This window comes from Pseudomonas sp. G2-4 (genome assembly GCF_030064125.1).
Taxonomy (GTDB): Bacteria; Pseudomonadota; Gammaproteobacteria; order Pseudomonadales; family Pseudomonadaceae; genus Aquipseudomonas.
The window spans coordinates 2,072,643-2,089,756 of record NZ_CP125957.1 but is presented as its reverse complement, the minus strand read 5'-3'; the positions used below and the strand labels follow the sequence as shown (position 1 = coordinate 2,089,756).

Genomic DNA, 17,114 nt, shown 5'->3' with positions numbered 1-17,114 from the left:
TCAGGCCACCGGCCGGAGCCGCTCAAAAAAGCCGGTTGAGCCCGTCATAGGCCGCTACCCGATAGGCTTCAGCCATGGTCGGGTAGTTGAAGGTGGTGTTGACGAAGTACTTCAGCGTGTTCAGTTCGCCCGGCTGGTTCATGATCGCCTGGCCGATGTGCACGATCTCGGAGGCCTGGTAGCCGAAGCAATGCACGCCCAGCACTTCCAGGGTCTCGCGATGGAACAGGATCTTCAGCATGCCCTGCGGCTCACCGGCGATCTGCGCCCGCGCCATGCTCTTGAAGAAGGCCTTGCCGACTTCATAGGGCACCTTGGCCTGGGTCAGCTCTTGTTCATTCTTGCCGATGGAGCTGATCTCCGGAATGGTGTAGATGCCGGTCGGCACGTCGTTGACGAAGCGCCAGCTGCCGTTGTCGACGATGCTGCCGGCGGCCGAACGCCCTTGGTCGTGGGCGGCACTGGCCAGGCTTGGCCAGCCGATCACGTCACCGGCACCGTAGATGTTCGGCACGCAGGTGCGGTAGTTCTCGTCGACTTCGATCTGGCCGCGGCCGTTGACCTTCACGCCGATGTTTTCCAGGCCCAGGGTGTCGGTGTTGCCGGTACGGCCGTTGCACCAGAGCAAGGCGTCGGCCTTGATCTTCTTGCCGGACTTGAGGTGCAGGATCACGCCGTTGTCCACGCCTTCGACGCGGTCGTAGTCTTCGTTGTGACGAACCGTGATGTTGTTGTTGCTGAAGTGATAGCTCAGGGCCTGGGAGATTTCCGAGTCCAGGAAGCTCAGCAACTGCCCGCGGTTATCCACCAGCTCCACCAGCACACCCAGGCCGCTGAAGATCGAAGCGTATTCGCAACCGATGACCCCGGCGCCGTAGACAATGAGTTTGCGCGGGGTGTGACCCAGGCTCAGGATGGTGTCGCTATCGTAGATACGCGCGTGGCTGAAATCGATGTCAGCCGGGCGATACGGGCGCGAACCGGTGGCGATGATGATGTGCTTGGCCACCAATTTCTCGACCACGCCATTGCCGCAGACCACTTCAACAGTCTGCTCGTCGGCAAAGCTGCCGGTGCCGAAGAACACATCGACCCGATTGCGGGCGTAGTAGCCGGTGCGCGAGGCCACTTGCTTGGAGATCACCTTCTCGGCGCTCTTGAGCACGTCCGGGAAGGAGAACCAGCGCGGTTCACCGATGGCCCGGAACATCGGGTTGGTGTTGAACTGCATGATCTGCCGCACAGAGTGACGCAAGGCCTTGGACGGGATGGTGCCCAAGTGGGTGCAGTTGCCGCCGACTTGCCGACGGCTGTCGACCATCGCCACCTTGCGCCCCGCCTTGGCGGCGTTCATTGCCGCGCCTTCCCCCGCCGGGCCGGAACCCAGTACCACCACGTCGTAGTTATAGACAGCCATGCGTACTCCTCAGAACAGGCCGCAGCACCTCATTTGGCACCGACGGCTAAATCATGCCGGCCTGCGGCATGAAGGAACAATTTTCAGGCCGGCTCACGAGCCCGGCCACAGTCTATAGAAGCGTCAACGCCGCGCACATTACCCCTTGGTCGCGTCATAGGCTAGTTTTGCCTGCGCTATTTCGCCACACCTACGCTTTCGCCAGCCTGTCATCGCTGTTACTCAAGGTTTGCCTTAATCAATGTGGCGAGGGAGCTTGCTCCCGCTTGAGTGCGAAGCGCTCACAAGTGGGTCTGCTGCGCAGCCCAGCGGGAGCAAGCTCCCTCGCCACAGGTCACCTACATCCTGAAGGTTGTCATCATTGGGTTTTCCCGCCGCTGATCCGTTCAAACGCATCGTTGGTCCGGGTGACAAAACGATCGCCATCGCGCATCACAAAAAATACGCCGATGCCGTGTTTTTCGGCATAGTCCCAACCCCGTTCAGGACCGAGAATCAGCAACAGCGTCGATAGTCCATCGGCCATCAACGCCGAAGGATGAATCACCGTGACGGACGCCAAGTTGTGTAGGACCGGTGCACCGGTGCGCGCATCAAAGGTGTGGGAATAACGCGCCCCGTCCTGCTCGAAGTAACGCCGGTAGTCACCGGAGGTCGAAACGCCGTAGCCATTGACTTCGATGACACGCTCGGCCACTTGCCGGTCGTCCCGAGGCTCTTCCAGGGCAACTCGCCAGGCCGAACCATCGGGTTTTCGCCCCGCAGCCTTGAGCTCGCCGGTGGCTTCGGCCAGGTAACTGTCGATGCCCAGGGCCTGGAGCCTGGCGGCGATCCGGTCGACGGCATAACCGGCGGCGATGCTGTTGAAGTCGACTTCTACTGCGGCGTCCTTGCACAACCGGTCGCCGTCGATGCGCAAATGACCCTGCCCGACGCGCTGGCGCACCAGGGCCAGGGCTTCAGCGCTCGGCACTTGCTCTTCTCGGGATTGCGGACCGAAGCCCCACAGGTTCAGCAGCGGCTCCACCGTCAGGTCGAACGAGCCGTCGCTTTGAATGGATAACTGCTCACCGATTTGGATCAACTCGAGGACCGGCCCCGGCATGACCTGGCAGCTATTGGCCGGCAATGCATTGAAACGCTCGATGTCCGAGTCGCTGCGATAGGTCGAGAATTGCCGATCTACTTCGGCAAGGATGTTTTCCACCTCGGCCTGCACCGCTTTCGGACCGGGCGTGACGGAACGCCTGACGTATTGAACGGAATAGTGACTGCCCATGGTCGGGCCGTCGAAGCGCTCCAGGGTGTCGCCATTGCCGCAGCCGGACAAAACACCGGCCAGCACCACAAGCTTTCCCCACCGTCCAGTTAACAAATCTTCATCTCCCCTCAAAACCGCGCCGGCCATTATGGGCTTCAGCGCGTGCATGCGCGAACCTGTGGAAGCGAATTTGCTCGCCCCCACAGGTACTGCGATTCCAACAAGATGTCAGAGTGAGTACCTACCCATGCCTTCCACCACGAGCAACGGCAAGGCGATATTTCGCGTTGTCAGCGGTAACTTCCTGGAGATGTTCGACTTCATGGTCTACGGCTTTTACGCCACGGCCATTGCCAAGACATTCTTCCCTACCGACAGTGCTTTCGCCTCGCTGATGCTGTCCCTGGCCACGTTCGGTGCCGGGTTCCTGATGCGTCCCCTGGGGGCGATTTTTCTGGGCGCCTACATCGACCGCCACGGCCGCCGCAAAGGCTTGATCATCACCCTGGCGATGATGGCCATGGGCACCATACTGATCGCCTGCGTGCCGGGCTACGCTGTCCTGGGCGTGGCGGCGCCTCTGCTGGTGCTGCTGGGCCGACTGCTGCAAGGTTTTTCCGCCGGCGTGGAGCTGGGCGGCGTATCGGTATACCTGGCGGAAATTTCTACGCCGGGGCGCAAAGGCTTCTTCGTCAGTTGGCAGTCCGCCAGCCAACAGGCTGCCGTTGTGTTTGCCGGTCTGTTGGGGGTTGGCCTCAATCACTGGCTGAGTCCCCAGGAGATGGGCGATTGGGGCTGGCGCGTGCCGTTCCTCGTAGGCTGCATGATCGTGCCGGCGATATTTTTCATCCGTCGCTCACTGGAAGAAACACCTGAATTCCAAGCGAGAAAGCATCGCCCGACCTTGTCGGAAGTCATCCGCTCAATCGGTCAGAACTTTGGCATCGTCTTGGCTGGCATGGCGCTGGTGGTGATGACTACAGTGTCGTTCTACCTGATCACCGCTTACACGCCGACCTTCGGCAAGGCCGAACTGAACCTGTCGGATCTGGACGCACTACTGGTCACCGTGTGCATCGGCTTGTCGAATTTTTTCTGGCTGCCCGTGATGGGTGCGTTTTCCGACAAGATCGGACGCAAGCCCCTGCTGCTCGGCGCGACTATCCTGGCGATCCTGACGGCGTATCCGGCGCTATCCTGGTTGGTGGCAAACCCCAGCTTTAGCCATTTGCTGATCGTCGAGCTGTGGTTGTCGTTCCTGTATGGATCGTACAACGGCGCCATGGTGGTGGCCTTGACGGAAATCATGCCGGTTGAAGTGCGCACCACCGGTTTTTCCCTGGCCTACAGCCTGGCGACAGCAACGTTTGGTGGGTTTACCCCGGCGGCGTGCACCTATCTGATCCACGTGCTGGATAACAAGGCCGCGCCTGGGATCTGGCTCAGTGGTGCGGCGGTGCTGGGGTTGGTTGCGACCTTGGTGTTGTTCAAGGGCAATCGGCATGAACTGCGGACTGCGCAAGCTTCGATGGCGAGCGGCGCCTGATAGATTGCCTTCGCGAGCAGGCTCGCTCCCACATTGGACCGCATGCATCAGCAGCATGGTCAACGGTGGGAGCGAGCTTGCTCGCGATGAGGCCAGCCCAGGCACCACAAAACCCGGACAAAAAAACGCCCCGACAAGTCGGGGCGTTTTCATGTGCGGCTAAAGCTTAGCGCGGGAATGCTGGCGGGTTTACCCCAGCCATGTCTTCCATCACGCGAACCACCTGGCAGCTGTAACCGAACTCGTTGTCGTACCAGACGTACAGAACAACGCGGTTGTCTTGGCTGATGGTGGCCTCGGCATCCACGACACCGGCGTGACGCGAGCCCACGAAGTCGGTGGACACCACTTCCTGCGAGTTAACGAAGTCGATCTGCTTGTGCAGGTCGGAGTGCAGCGCCATGTAGCGCAGGTACTCGTTCATCTCTTCACGGGTGGCGGCTTTCTCAAGGTTCAGGTTGAGAATGGCCATCGACACGTTCGGCGTCGGCACACGGATCGCGTTACCGGTCAGCTTGCCAGCCAGCTCAGGCAGGGCCTTGGCAGCGGCGGTGGCAGCACCGGTCTCGGTGATGACCATGTTCAGCGCGGCGCTGCGGCCACGGCGATCGCCCTTGTGGAAGTTGTCGATCAGGTTCTGGTCGTTGGTGTACGAGTGAACCGTTTCAACGTGACCGTTGATGATGCCGAACTTGTCGTTCACCGCCTTGAGCACCGGCACGATGGCGTTGGTGGTGCAAGAGGCAGCGGAGACGATCTTGTCGTCAGCGGTGATTTCGCCGTGGTTGATGCCGTGAACGATGTTCTTCAGCTTGCCCTTGCCAGGCGCAGTCAGCACGACGCGGTCGATGCCCGGGCAGGCCAGGTGCTGGCCCAGGCCCTCGGCATCACGCCATACGCCGGTGTTGTCCACCAGCAGTGCGTCCTTGATGCCGTACTGGGTGTAGTCCACCTCGGTCGGGCTCTTCGCGTAGATCACCTGGATCAGGTTGCCGTTGGCGAGAATGGTGTTGTTTTCTTCATCGATGATGATGGTGCCGTTGAACGAACCATGGACCGAATCGCGACGCAGCAGGCTGGCGCGCTTGGTCAGGTCGTTCTCGGCGCCTTTACGCACCACGATCGCCCGCAGGCGCAGGCCGTCGCCGCCACCGGTTTTTTCGATCAGGATGCGCGCCAGCAGACGGCCGATACGACCGAAGCCGTACAGGACCACATCAGTGCCTTTGCGAGGCGAAGCATTCTGCTGGCCAACCACATCGGCCATCTCTTCACGCACGAACTGCTCGGCGCTACGGCCATTGCCTTCGTTGCGGAACTTGAACGCCAACTTGCCCAGGTCCACCGAAGCCGCGCCGAGCTTGAGCTCGCTCATGGCTTTAAGCAGGGGGAATGTTTCGTGGACGGAGAGTTCGCTGTCGTCGGAAGAACGGTGGCGAGCAAAGCGGTGAGCTTTGAGGATCGCGATGACAGACTGGTTGATCAGGCTGCGGCCATAGATCGAGCTCACCACGTTGTTATTGCGGTAGAGCTGACCGATGAGAGGGATCATCGCTTCTGCGAGAGCTTCACGATCAATCCATTCACCAAGACACTGGTCGGGCTTCTGAGTCACGGTAACCTTCCACATGTAGGGGCTGAAAAAAGGGGCTACATTATGCCGCCGAGTCCATCGCGGAGCAATGCGCGCCCGTCGCACCGTGGTTTTCCTGTCTGCCAAGGTAGTCTGCGACTGACAGCCGCCCCCTTCCCCCGCTACACTTGTCGACTTTGTCGCAACGCTGGAGCTCAATCTTCCGTGCCCGTTCTGCGTCTTCCGCTACTCCCTGCCGCGGCAGGTAAACAGCACTGGGGCAACCTGCCCGGTGCCGCCCTGAGCCTGGCTATCGCCGAGGCTGCCAGCGCTGCCAAGCGTTTCACCCTGCTACTGACCGCCGACAGCCAAAGCGCTGAACGGTTGGAACAGGAGCTGAGTTTCTTCGCCCCGGACTTGCCCGTGCTGCATTTCCCGGACTGGGAAACCCTGCCCTACGATCTGTTTTCGCCCCACCAGGACATCATTTCCCAGCGAATCGCCAGCCTTTATCGGCTGCCGGAGCTCAGTCATGGCGTTTTGGTAGTGCCGATCACCACAGCCCTACATCGCCTGGCTCCAACCCAGTTCCTGCTCGGCAGCAGCCTGGTGCTGGACATCGGCCAGAAGCTCGACGTCGAGCAAATGCGCAGCCGTCTGGAGGCCAGTGGCTATCGCTGCGTCGACACGGTGTACGAGCATGGCGAGTTTGCCGTACGCGGCGCACTGATCGACCTGTTCCCGATGGGCAGCAAACTGCCTTATCGCATCGACCTGTTCGATGACGAAATCGAGACGCTGCGCACCTTCGACCCGGACAACCAGCGCTCCATCGATAAGGTGCAGTCGATCCGCCTGTTGCCGGCCAAGGAATTTCCCCTGCAAAAAGACGCCGTGACCCGCTTCAAGGCGCGGTTTCGCGAGCGCTTCGATGTGGATTTCCGCCGCTGCCCGATCTTCCAGGACCTGAGCAGCGGGATTACCCCCGCCGGTATCGAGTACTACCTGCCGCTGTTTTTTGAAGAAACCTCCACCCTGTTCGATTACCTGCCCCAGGACACCCAGGTGTTTTCCCTGCCGGGCATTGAACAGGCGGCGGAAAATTTCTGGAACGACGTGCGCAATCGCTACGAAGAGCGGCGCGTCGATCCTGCCCGTCCTTTATTGCCACCGGCCGAGCTGTTCCTGCCGGTGGAAGACTGCTTTGCCCGTCTCAAGAGTTGGCCACGGGTGGTGGCGAGCCAGCAGGACGTGGAAACCGGCGTCGGCCGTGAGCGCTTCCCGGCCAAGGCATTACCGGACCTGGCGATCGAAGCCAAGGCTACGCAACCCTTGGCGGCGCTTGCCGGCTTCCTCGACGCGTTCCCCGGCCGCGTACTGTTCACCGCCGAATCCGCCGGCCGTCGCGAAGTGCTGTTGGAGCTGCTCGAACGCCTGAAACTGCGCCCCAAGACAGTCGACAGCTGGCCGGATTTCGTCGCGGGCAAGGATCGGCTGGCGATTACCATCGCGCCACTGAATGATGGCCTGGTGCTGGATGACCCGGCCCTGGCGCTGGTTGCCGAAAGCCCGCTGTTCGGCCAGCGCGTCATGCAGCGGCGCCGGCGCGAGAAGCGCGCCGACGCCGCCAACGACGCAGTCATCAAGAACCTCACCGAGCTGCGTGAAGGCGCGCCGGTGGTGCATATCGATCACGGCGTGGGCCGTTACCTGGGCCTGGCGACCCTGGAAATCGACAGTCAGGCTGCCGAATTCCTGACCCTGGAATACGCCGAGGGCGCCAAGCTCTACGTGCCGGTGGCGAACCTGCACCTGATTGCCCGCTACACCGGCAGCGACGACGCCCTGGCGCCGCTGCACCGCCTGGGCTCGGAAACCTGGCAGAAAGCCAAGCGCAAAGCCGCCGAACAGGTGCGCGACGTGGCTGCCGAGTTGTTGGACATCTATGCCCGCCGCGCCGCGCGTGAAGGTTATGCCTTCGCCGACCCGAAAGCCGATTATGAAACCTTCAGCGCCGGTTTCCCTTTCGAAGAAACCGTCGACCAACAGACCACCATCGAAGCCGTGCGCGCCGACATGCTCGCGCCCAAGCCGATGGACCGGCTGGTGTGCGGCGACGTCGGCTTCGGCAAGACCGAAGTGGCGATGCGCGCCGCCTTCATTGCCGTGCACGGGGGCAAGCAAGTGGCGATCCTGGTGCCCACCACCCTGCTCGCCCAGCAACACTACAACAGTTTCCGCGACCGTTTCGCCGACTGGCCGGTGACCGTGGAAGTGATGAGCCGCTTCAAGTCCACCAAGGAAGTGAACGCCGCCGTGGCCGATCTGGCCGAGGGCAAGATCGACATCGTCATCGGTACGCACAAGTTGCTGCAGGACGACGTGAAGATCAAAAACCTGGGCCTGGTGATCATCGACGAAGAACACCGCTTTGGTGTGCGCCAGAAAGAACAGCTCAAGGCCCTGCGCAGCGAAGTCGATATCCTGACCCTGACGGCCACGCCAATCCCGCGCACGCTGAACATGGCGGTGTCGGGCATGCGCGATCTGTCGATCATCGCCACGCCGCCAGCCCGTCGCCTGTCGGTGCGCACGTTCGTCATGGAGCAGAACAAAAGCACGATCAAGGAAGCCTTGCTGCGCGAGCTGCTGCGTGGCGGCCAGGTCTATTATCTGCACAACGACGTGAAGACCATCGACAAGTGTGCCGCCGACCTGGCCGAACTGGTGCCGGAGGCCCGCATTGGCATCGGCCATGGGCAGATGCGCGAGCGTGAACTCGAACAGGTGATGAGCGACTTCTACCACAAGCGCTTCAACGTGCTGATTGCCTCGACCATCATCGAGACCGGCATCGACGTGCCCAGCGCCAACACCATCATCATCGAGCGTGCCGACAAGTTCGGCCTGGCCCAGTTGCACCAGTTGCGCGGCCGGGTCGGGCGCAGTCACCACCAGGCCTATGCCTACCTGCTGACGCCGCCGCGCCAGCAGATCACCCCGGATGCGGAGAAGCGCCTGGAGGCCATCGCCAATACCCAGGACCTCGGTGCCGGGTTCGTGCTGGCCACCAATGACCTGGAAATCCGTGGCGCTGGCGAATTGCTGGGCGATGGCCAGAGCGGCCAGATCCAGGCCGTCGGCTTCACCCTGTACATGGAAATGCTCGAGCGGGCGGTCAAGTCGATTCGCAAGGGCGAGCAGCCGAACCTTGACCAGCCCCTCGGCGGCGGACCGGAAATCAACCTGCGGGTGCCGGCACTGATCCCGGAAGACTATCTGCCGGATGTTCATGCGCGGTTGATCCTCTACAAGCGCATCGCCTCGGCCAGCGACGAGGACGGCCTCAAGGACCTGCAAGTGGAGATGATCGACCGGTTCGGTCTGCTGCCGGAACCGACCAAGAACCTGGTGCGCACGACACTGCTCAAACTCAAGGCCGAACAACTGGGCATCAAGAAAGTCGACGGCGGCCCCAACGGCGGTCGTATCGAGTTCGAGGCCCAGACGCCGGTCGATCCGCTGGTGCTGATCAAGCTGATCCAGGGCCAGCCCAAACGCTACAAGTTCGAAGGTGCCACGATGTTCAAATTCATGGTGCCCATGGAACGCCCGGAAGAGCGTTTCAATACCGTAGAAGCGCTGTTCGAGCGCCTCACTCCGACCACTGCTTGAAGGACGCCACATGCGCCTGTTTCGCTCACTGACCTTGCTGATGACCTTGGTCGCTCCCCTGGCGTTTGCCGACGACCTGTATCAGGTTGAAATGATTCTGGTCCGACAAAACGCGGAGCCGGCGATTGTCAGCCGCGCCGCGCCGGAGGACTGGGACGCCGGCGCGCAACGCCTGGACGCGACTAACCAGCGCACACCAGCGTTGGGGGGCATCGTGGAAAAACTCAATGCCAGCGGCCAATACACGGTATTGATGCACAAGGCCTGGCAGCAAAAGGTGGGCGAACAGGGCAGCAAAGTCGCCATCAGCGACGGCGCTGAACAGTTCGGTCAATTCCCTATCGAAGGCACCCTGGAACTGAAACTGGGGCGCTTTACCGATGTGGATGCCGATTTCTGGATCAACCAGATCGACGCCAATGGCCTGGTGACGTCCAGCGAACGCCTAAAGCAGCAAAGCCATACCAAGAATGACCAGTTGAACTTCCTCGACAACGGCCACCTTGGCCTGCTGATCAAGCTCACCTCGCTGACCGCACCTGCGCCACGGCAGGCGCCTGAAGCCATTCCGGACTGATCGGCGCGCCTATGCCCTTGCCCCTGAGCAAACCCCTGGCACCTTCCTGGGTCAATCGATTCAAGGAACAAAGCCTGGAGCGCGGGCGCCGTTACGCCCTGGAAAACCGCGTCAGGATCGTCGAGGCCGGCGACAGCACCATCACCGCCAGTTGCGAAGGCTCTGGCGGCAACGTCTATCGTCAGACCATTCGCCTTAAAGAGTCAGCCAAGGGTGCGTTGATCCTGCTCGAAGCGGCTTGTACCTGCCCGGTGCGCATCAACTGCAAGCACTGCGCGGCAGTATTGCTGCAAGTCCAGGAAACCCTGGCGTACCCGGCCGCCGAGAAAGACGCGCATCTGCTGGAAAAACTCCAGGCAGTGCTGGACAACCGCAGCCCCAAAGCCCCGCCGCAAGTGCTGGTGGATAACGTGCAGCCAGTGCCGCGCCTATGGCTGGCCAGCATCGAGTTCAGCGCCTTCGAACCGCGCAACGGCAAGATGCAGCGCTACATTCAGCACCGCGCCGCCCTGTCCTTCAGCTACCTGGACGAATACGTCAGCGGCCAGCGCAATACAGACGTGCTGATTCGCCAGGAAACGCAGACGCTGCGGATCAAACGCCATACCGATGTGGAACAGTCCTACCGCGAACAGTTGCGAATCCTCGGTTTCAAGATCGCGACCCGGCAAAGCAAGGCCCTGCCGGAAAGTGCCGGCGAACTGTACGAAATGGTCAACGACAGTGCCTGGCTGACGTTCACCCTCAACGACCTGCCAAAACTGCGAGGCCAAGGCTGGGAATTGCAGATCGATGAGGATTTCGGTTTCGACCTGACGGCCGTGGACGAGTGGTACGCCACGGTGGAGGAAACACCGGAGCGGGACTGGTTCGACCTGGAACTGGGGATCATCGTCAATGGCGAACGCCTGAGCCTGCTGCCGATCCTGCTGAACCTGATGCGTTCGCACATAGAATTGTTCAACCCGGAACGCCTGGCCAGGCGCCGTGACGATGAGCTCATCCTGGTCAACTTGCCCAACCGCCCGAACTCCGAATTCGGTCCGCAGCAAGTGGCCCTTCCCTATGGCCGCCTGAAACCGGTACTGGCGACCCTGGGCGAGTTTTACCTGCAAGAGCCGGGCACCACCAAGCTGCGCCTGAACAGCGCAGACGCTTTGCGCCTGAACCCGCTGCAAGACATGCCTTTGACCTGGGAGGGTGGCGAACACATTCGCGGCCTGGCCCAACGCCTGCGGGACATCAAGGATTACACCGCCACCGCGCCAGAGGGCCTGAACGCGACACTGCGGCCTTATCAACTCGATGGCCTGAGCTGGATGCAATCGCTGCGACAGCTGGAAGTCGGCGGCATCCTCGCGGACGACATGGGCCTGGGCAAGACCCTACAGACCCTGGCGCACATTCTTAGCGAAAAAAACGCCGGGCGCCTCGACCGGCCATGCATGGTGGTCATGCCCACCAGCCTGATCCCCAACTGGCTCGACGAAGCGGCCCACTTCACGCCGCAGCTCAAGGTACTGGCCCTGTATGGCGCCGGGCGCAAGAAACATTTCGACCGGCTGGCCGAATACGACCTGGTCCTCACCACTTATGCGCTGCTGCCCAAGGATGTCGAGCGTTTGGCCGCGCAGCCGTTGCATGTGCTGATCCTCGACGAAGCCCAGTACATCAAGAACCCCACCAGCAAAGCCGCCCAGGCTGCTCGTGAACTTAACGCCCGGCAGCGGCTGTGCCTGTCCGGTACGCCCCTGGAAAACCACCTGGGCGAACTGTGGTCGCTGTTCCACTTCCTGCTGCCGGGGTGGCTCGGGGACGTCAAGAGCTTCAACCGCGATTACCGCGTACCGATTGAAAAGCGCGGCAGCGACGTACGGCTGCAGCATCTCAACGGTCGGATAAAACCCTTCCTGCTGCGCAGGACCAAGGAACAAGTGGCGACAGAATTGCCGCCCAAGACCGAGATCATCCATTGGGTCGAACTCAGCGATGCCCAGCGCGACGTTTACGAAACCATGCGCCTGGCCATGGACAAGAAAGTCCGCGATGAGATCACCCGCAAAGGCGTGGCCCGCAGCCAGATCATCATCCTCGACGCGCTGCTCAAGCTCCGCCAGGTATGTTGCGACTTGCGCCTGATCAACGACGCCACCCTCCCCAGCCGCGGCAGCACCTCCGGCAAGCTCGACAGCCTGATGGAAATGCTCGAGGAGCTGTTTGAAGAAGGCCGCCGGGTGCTGCTGTTTTCCCAGTTCACCTCCATGCTCGCGCTGATCGAAGATGAGCTGAAAAAGCGCGGCGTCGAGTATGCGATCCTGACCGGCCAAACCCGGGACCGACGCACGCCCGTCAAGGAATTCCAGAGCGGCAAGCGTCAGATCTTTCTGATCAGTTTGAAGGCCGGCGGCGTAGGTCTGAACCTGACCGAAGCCGACACGGTGATTCACTACGACCCGTGGTGGAACCCGGCCACCGAAAACCAAGCGACCGACCGCGCCTATCGGATCGGCCAGGAGAAGCCGGTATTCGTCTACAAACTGATTGCCCGGGGCACGGTGGAAGAGAAAATTCAGCTGCTGCAGAAGGAAAAATCCGATCTGGCGGCCGGCGTGCTGGATGGGCGCGTGGCCGGAGACTGGAAACTGCAGAGCGACGATATCGAGGCATTGTTTGCGCCGCTGCCGGATAAGCTGGAGAAGCGCTGATCAACACCGATCCCTGTGGGAGCGAGCTTGCTCGCGATAGCGGTGGTTCAGTTCATGGAGAGGTTGACTGTGCCGCCGTCATCGCGAGCAGGCTCGCTCCCACATTGTTTTCCGAGGTGGCCGCAATATTCGCAAACGCCGCAGATCCTGTGGGAGCCGAGCTTGCTCGCGATAGCGGTGGTTCAGTTGTCGGAGATGCTGGCTGCCGCCGTCATCGCGAGCAAGCTCGCTCCCACATTGTTCCGAGGTGGCCGCAGGACGGGCACTCTGCAAAAATCCCCTGTGGGAGCGAGCTTGCTCGCGATAGCTGACGATCAGGCAACAGACTTAACCATCCACTAGCCCGCCATCAACACCCGCGCCAACGTCGACTTCACCTTCCCCATCCCGTCATGCAATGCCTGCTCGATCTCGGCCATGGTGATCACCGCCGTGGACTTGCCCGCCGCCGGATTCACCACCAGGGCCAGGCAGGCGTAATCCAGCTCCAGTTCACGGGCCAGCGCCGCTTCCGGCATGCCGGTCATGCCGACGATGTCGCAGCCGTCGCGCTCCAGACGGGCGATTTCGGCGACGGTTTCCAGGCGTGGCCCCTGGGTGCAGGCGTACACGCCGTGGCTGCTGTAGCCGCAGCCTTCGGCGGCCAGGGCGGCGATCAACTGCTGACGCAGCCTCTCGCTATAGGGGTAGCTGAAATCGATGTGAGTCACCGCTTCCAGGTCATCGGCAAAATAAGTGTGCTGGCGACCGCTGGTGTAATCGATCAACTGATGGGGCACGCAGAAATGCCCGGTTCCCATCCCGGCGTGAATCCCGCCCACGGCGTTGACCGCCAGGATCGCCTCGGCGCCGGCCTGTTTGAGCGCCCAAATGTTGGCCCGATAATTCACTTGGTGGGGCGGCAAGCGATGAGGATGACCATGGCGAGCCAGGAACAGCACTTCGCGCCCGGCGTAGTCGCCGATCTGCACTTCGGCCGATGGCGCGCCATAAGGTGTATCTACCGCCAGAGACTGACGAATCGTCAGGCCTTCGAGCTGGGTCAGGCCGGTGCCGCCGATAATTGCGTAAACGGTCATGAAAGGGGTCCTTAATCGATCAGTTGGGCGGCTTTCAGCGCGCCGATCGCCGTCAGCCAACGGGGATCCTGGCGGTATTCAGTGGAGGCGAAGGCCTGGCCGCGCATGCGGGCAATCCGCGTCGATGGCTTGACCTTCAGGCGCTGGGCAGCGCTCAAGGCCAGCTCTGCAGCAGCGCGGTCATTGCACACCAACCCCATATCACAACCCGCCGACAATGCCGCCTCGATCCGACTGGCCGCATCACCGACCACGTGGGCACCGGCCATCGACAAATCGTCGCTGAAAATCACGCCATCGAATTGCAGCTCGCCTCGCAGGATGTCCTGCAACCAGCGCCGGGAAAAGCCCGCCGGGTTGGCGTCAACCTGCGGATAAATGACATGGGCGGGCATCACTGCCGCCAGTTGCTTGCTCAGCTTGGCAAACGGTACCAAGTCGTTGGCGCGGATTTGCTCGAGACTGCGTTCATCGTTGGGAATGGCCACGTGGGAATCAGCCTCAGCCCAGCCATGCCCAGGAAAATGCTTGCCGGTAGCGGCCATTCCGGCGGCGCTCATGCCACGAATGAATGCACCAGCCAACGTCGCCGCACGCTCAGGGTCGCCCTCGAAGGCACGACTGCCAACCACCGCGCTGCGCTGGTAATCGAGGTCCAGCACCGGAGCAAAGCTCAAGTCGAGGCCGACCGCCAGCACTTCCGTGGCCATGATCCAGCCACACTGCTCGGCCAGATACTCTGCATTCGGATTGTCCGCAATCGCCCGCATCGCCGGCAAACGCACAAACCCCTGGCGCAAGCGCTGCACTCTCCCCCCTTCCTGATCCACCGCTAGCAAAAGGTCGGGACGGATGGCACGGATCGAGGCACTCAACTCGCGCACCTGCCGTGGATGCTCAATGTTGCGCGCAAAAATAATCAGGCCGCCCACTTCGGGCTGGCGCAACAGGTGGCGATCTTCGGCCGTCAGCCAAGTACCGGCGACGTCCACCATCAACGAGCCTTGCAGGCCAGCAGTCATAGCATTTCCTTAATAACGATGAACCCCGCATGCACAACCTCACCGCCGGGCTCCAGGCCCGGCAGGTCACGGTCATGCGATGAAATATAAAGCGGGTTCGAAACGAGAGTCGGCATGGGCGGCTAGCTTAGCGGATGTGAACAGCCGCGCCCACCCGTGTACTCAAGCCTTGGCGAGCGCCGGGGCTGATTTGCTGCGCGGACGCAACTGCGCGGCGGCCATGGCCTCATCAGTGACACCGCTTTCGGCACGCATGCCGGCTGCCAGGAACGGCACCATCAGGCGCATCACTTGCTCAATCGAGGTGTTCACACCGAAATCGGTTTCTGCGATGGCTCGCAGCGCCTTGATACCGGACATGCTGAACGCAGCGGCGCCGAGCATGAAGTGCACGCGCCAGAACAGCTCGATCGGTGGGATGCGCGGCGCGGCCTCATTGACCAGCAGCATGTAGCGGCGGAACACCTTGCCGTACATGTCTTCCAGGTAACGCCGCAAGTGACCCTGGCTCTGGCTGAATGCCAAGCCTAGCAGGCGCATGAAAATGGAAAGATCGTTACCACTGCGTGGCTGCACGGCAAGCGCTTGCTCAACCAGCATTTCCAGCAGTTCTTCCAGGGTTGGCTTGACGTCGGGCTTGGCCTGGCGACGTTCCAGCTCGCGATCGAGACTGAGGCAGAAAGGCCCGAGGAAGCGCGAGAAAACCGCCTGGATCAGGGCTTTTTTCGAACCGAAGTGATAGTTCACCGCCGCCAGGTTGACCCCGGCCTTGCTGGTGATCAGACGCAACGAGGTTTCGGCGAAACCTTTTTCCGCGAACAACTGCTCGGCAGCATCGAGAATGCGTTCAACGGTTTCCGACTGGGCCATGGCTACTCCGCCTGACAAACACTTGTTTGAAACATACGTTTCAGCCTTGGGGTTGTCAAGCCTGCCAGGACGTTTTGCGAACGCCCGGTCAGCTATTTAACCACACCTTTAAACAGGCTGTAGCCATGCCCGTTTCCAGCAGCCGACCGACCGTCCAGCGGCCAGGGGAAAAAGGAGGATTGCCAAGCAGCGGCTACTGTATATAATCCCAGTCACTGTATAAAAAGACAGAGCGATCATTATGCTAAAGCTGACGCCACGCCAAGCAGAGATTCTGGCCTTCATCAAACGCTGCCTCGAAGACAACGGCTACCCGCCGACCCGCGCGGAAATCGCGCAGGAACTGGGTTTCAAATCGCCCAACGCCGCTGAAGAACACCTCAAGGCACTGGCCCGCAAGGGCGCGATCGAAATGACCCCAGGCGCGTCCCGCGGCATTCGTATCCCTGGCTTCGAAGCCAAGGCCGACGAGACCACCCTTCCGATCATCGGCCGGGTAGCAGCAGGCGCTCCGATCCTCGCCCAGCAGCACGTCGAGGAGTCTTGCAACATCAACCCTTCATTCTTCCATCCACGAGCTGATTACCTGCTTCGTGTGCATGGCATGAGCATGAAGGACATCGGCATCTTCGACGGTGACCTGCTGGCGGTCCATACCACTCGCGAGGCTCGCAACGGCCAGATCGTGGTGGCGCGAATCGGCGATGAAGTGACCGTCAAACGCTTCAAGCGCGACGGCAGCAAGGTCTGGCTGATCGCCGAGAACCCCGAGTTCGCCCCCATTGAAGTGAACCTGAAAGATCAGGACCTGGTCATCGAAGGCTTGAGCGTTGGCGTCATTCGCCGCTAAAGGAGGCTTTATGCAGTTCCCACACACACCACAGCACACGCAACTTCCGCTGTTCGAGGCGTTTATGGCCCAACCGCTGGCTCCTGTCCTGAAAGAAGTGATCGAGTCACCCTGGGGCATCGAACCCGAGGCGTTCAGTGAACTGTCGTTACGTGGTGCGGCCGGGAACTGCCTGAACCTGCTGGCGCCGATTCTGCGAGAGCTCAGCCAGGACCAGGACGCTCGCTGGTTGACCCTGATCGCACCGCCGGCCAGCGTTACCCAGGCCTGGCTGCGGGACGCCGGCCTGAACCGTGAGCGCATCCTGCTGCTGCAACCACGGGGCAGCCAAAGCGCCCAACAACTGACTTGTGAAGCCTTGCGTCTGGGCCGCAGTCATACGGTGGTCAGCTGGCTCAATCCGTTAACCGCGACCGCACGGCAACAATTGATCAGCGCCGCTCGCACCGGGGACGCACAAAGCCTGAATATTCGATTGGGCTAAAAACGCAGGGCTTCTCCAGGGCAGAGAAGCCGGCCATTCACACTATCTTCCAAAA

Annotated in this window: 12 protein-coding genes; 6 read left to right on the top strand and 6 right to left on the bottom strand. The window is 61.2% G+C overall.

All coding sequences use genetic code 11. The annotated features are described in order from the left end of the window. Nucleotides 1-22: 22 nt before the first annotated feature. Nucleotides 23-1,417, bottom strand: a complete 1,395-nt coding sequence (sthA, locus tag QNH97_RS09265) for a Si-specific NAD(P)(+) transhydrogenase (protein ID WP_283556551.1) — start codon at nt 1,415-1,417, stop codon at nt 23-25. Nucleotides 1,418-1,775: 358 nt separating this feature from the next. Then, complete coding sequence (locus QNH97_RS09260) at nt 1,776-2,765, bottom strand: FAD:protein FMN transferase (protein ID WP_283557450.1); 990 nt, start codon at nt 2,763-2,765, stop codon at nt 1,776-1,778. Between the two features lie 160 nt (nt 2,766-2,925). Here QNH97_RS09260 and QNH97_RS09255 point away from each other — a divergent pair, with 160 nt between their 5' ends. Further along, entirely contained in the window at nt 2,926-4,224 is a 1,299-nt protein-coding gene (locus QNH97_RS09255; RefSeq protein WP_283556550.1) for an MFS transporter, read from the top strand. Between the two features lie 166 nt (nt 4,225-4,390). On the opposite strand, the gene QNH97_RS09250 is transcribed toward QNH97_RS09255, so the two are convergent. Then, nucleotides 4,391-5,854 (bottom strand): glyceraldehyde-3-phosphate dehydrogenase, encoded by a 1,464-nt coding sequence (locus QNH97_RS09250; RefSeq protein ID WP_283556549.1) that lies wholly within the window; start codon nt 5,852-5,854, stop codon nt 4,391-4,393. Between the two features lie 168 nt (nt 5,855-6,022). Here QNH97_RS09250 and mfd point away from each other — a divergent pair, with 168 nt between their 5' ends. The 3 genes from mfd to QNH97_RS09235 are packed head-to-tail and all read left to right on the top strand — an operon-like array spanning nt 6,023 to nt 12,754. Beyond that, nucleotides 6,023-9,472: a transcription-repair coupling factor gene (gene mfd, locus QNH97_RS09245; protein WP_283556548.1), complete on the top strand. Its 3,450-nt coding sequence runs from the start codon at nt 6,023-6,025 to the stop codon at nt 9,470-9,472. Nucleotides 9,473-9,482: 10 nt separating this feature from the next. Then, entirely contained in the window at nt 9,483-10,049 is a 567-nt protein-coding gene (locus tag QNH97_RS09240) for a CsiV family protein (protein WP_283556547.1), read from the top strand. 11 nt (nt 10,050-10,060) lie between these two features. After that, entirely contained in the window at nt 10,061-12,754 is a 2,694-nt protein-coding gene (locus QNH97_RS09235; RefSeq protein ID WP_283556546.1) for a DEAD/DEAH box helicase, read from the top strand. A 338-nt stretch (nt 12,755-13,092) separates the two neighbouring features. On the opposite strand, the gene QNH97_RS09230 is transcribed toward QNH97_RS09235, so the two are convergent. From QNH97_RS09230 to QNH97_RS09220, 3 genes are all read right to left on the bottom strand, one after another. Then, nucleotides 13,093-13,833, bottom strand: coding sequence for an S-methyl-5'-thioinosine phosphorylase (locus QNH97_RS09230; RefSeq protein WP_283556545.1), 741 nt, complete (start codon nt 13,831-13,833; stop codon nt 13,093-13,095). Between the two features lie 11 nt (nt 13,834-13,844). Further along, complete coding sequence (nagZ, locus tag QNH97_RS09225) at nt 13,845-14,843, bottom strand: beta-N-acetylhexosaminidase (protein ID WP_283557449.1); 999 nt, start codon at nt 14,841-14,843, stop codon at nt 13,845-13,847. Nucleotides 14,844-15,017: 174 nt separating this feature from the next. Further along, the gene (locus QNH97_RS09220; protein WP_025212751.1) at nt 15,018-15,725 is read right to left on the bottom strand and encodes a TetR/AcrR family transcriptional regulator; all 708 of its coding nucleotides are present in this window, start codon (nt 15,723-15,725) and stop codon (nt 15,018-15,020) included. Nucleotides 15,726-15,966: 241 nt separating this feature from the next. Between QNH97_RS09220 and lexA the strand changes: the two genes are divergently transcribed. Both lexA and sulA read left to right on the top strand, forming a co-directional pair. Then, entirely contained in the window at nt 15,967-16,575 is a 609-nt protein-coding gene (lexA, locus tag QNH97_RS09215; RefSeq protein WP_003199651.1) for a transcriptional repressor LexA, read from the top strand. Between the two features lie 10 nt (nt 16,576-16,585). Continuing rightward, complete coding sequence (sulA, locus tag QNH97_RS09210) at nt 16,586-17,059, top strand: SOS-induced cell division inhibitor SulA (RefSeq protein ID WP_283556544.1); 474 nt, start codon at nt 16,586-16,588, stop codon at nt 17,057-17,059. Nucleotides 17,060-17,114: the final 55 nt, after the last annotated feature.

Coding starts and splice junctions, on each gene's coding strand:
- QNH97_RS09220 (WP_025212751.1), bottom strand. CDS start 15,725: ATGGCCCAGTCGGAAACCGTTGAACGCATTCTCGATGCTGCCGAGCAG.
- lexA (WP_003199651.1), top strand. CDS start 15,967: ATGCTAAAGCTGACGCCACGCCAAGCAGAGATTCTGGCCTTCATCAAA.
- QNH97_RS09250 (WP_283556549.1), bottom strand. CDS start 5,854: ATGTGGAAGGTTACCGTGACTCAGAAGCCCGACCAGTGTCTTGGTGAA.
- QNH97_RS09235 (WP_283556546.1), top strand. CDS start 10,061: ATGCCCTTGCCCCTGAGCAAACCCCTGGCACCTTCCTGGGTCAATCGA.
- sulA (WP_283556544.1), top strand. CDS start 16,586: ATGCAGTTCCCACACACACCACAGCACACGCAACTTCCGCTGTTCGAG.
- QNH97_RS09240 (WP_283556547.1), top strand. CDS start 9,483: ATGCGCCTGTTTCGCTCACTGACCTTGCTGATGACCTTGGTCGCTCCC.
- QNH97_RS09255 (WP_283556550.1), top strand. CDS start 2,926: ATGCCTTCCACCACGAGCAACGGCAAGGCGATATTTCGCGTTGTCAGC.
- sthA (WP_283556551.1), bottom strand. CDS start 1,417: ATGGCTGTCTATAACTACGACGTGGTGGTACTGGGTTCCGGCCCGGCG.
- QNH97_RS09230 (WP_283556545.1), bottom strand. CDS start 13,833: ATGACCGTTTACGCAATTATCGGCGGCACCGGCCTGACCCAGCTCGAA.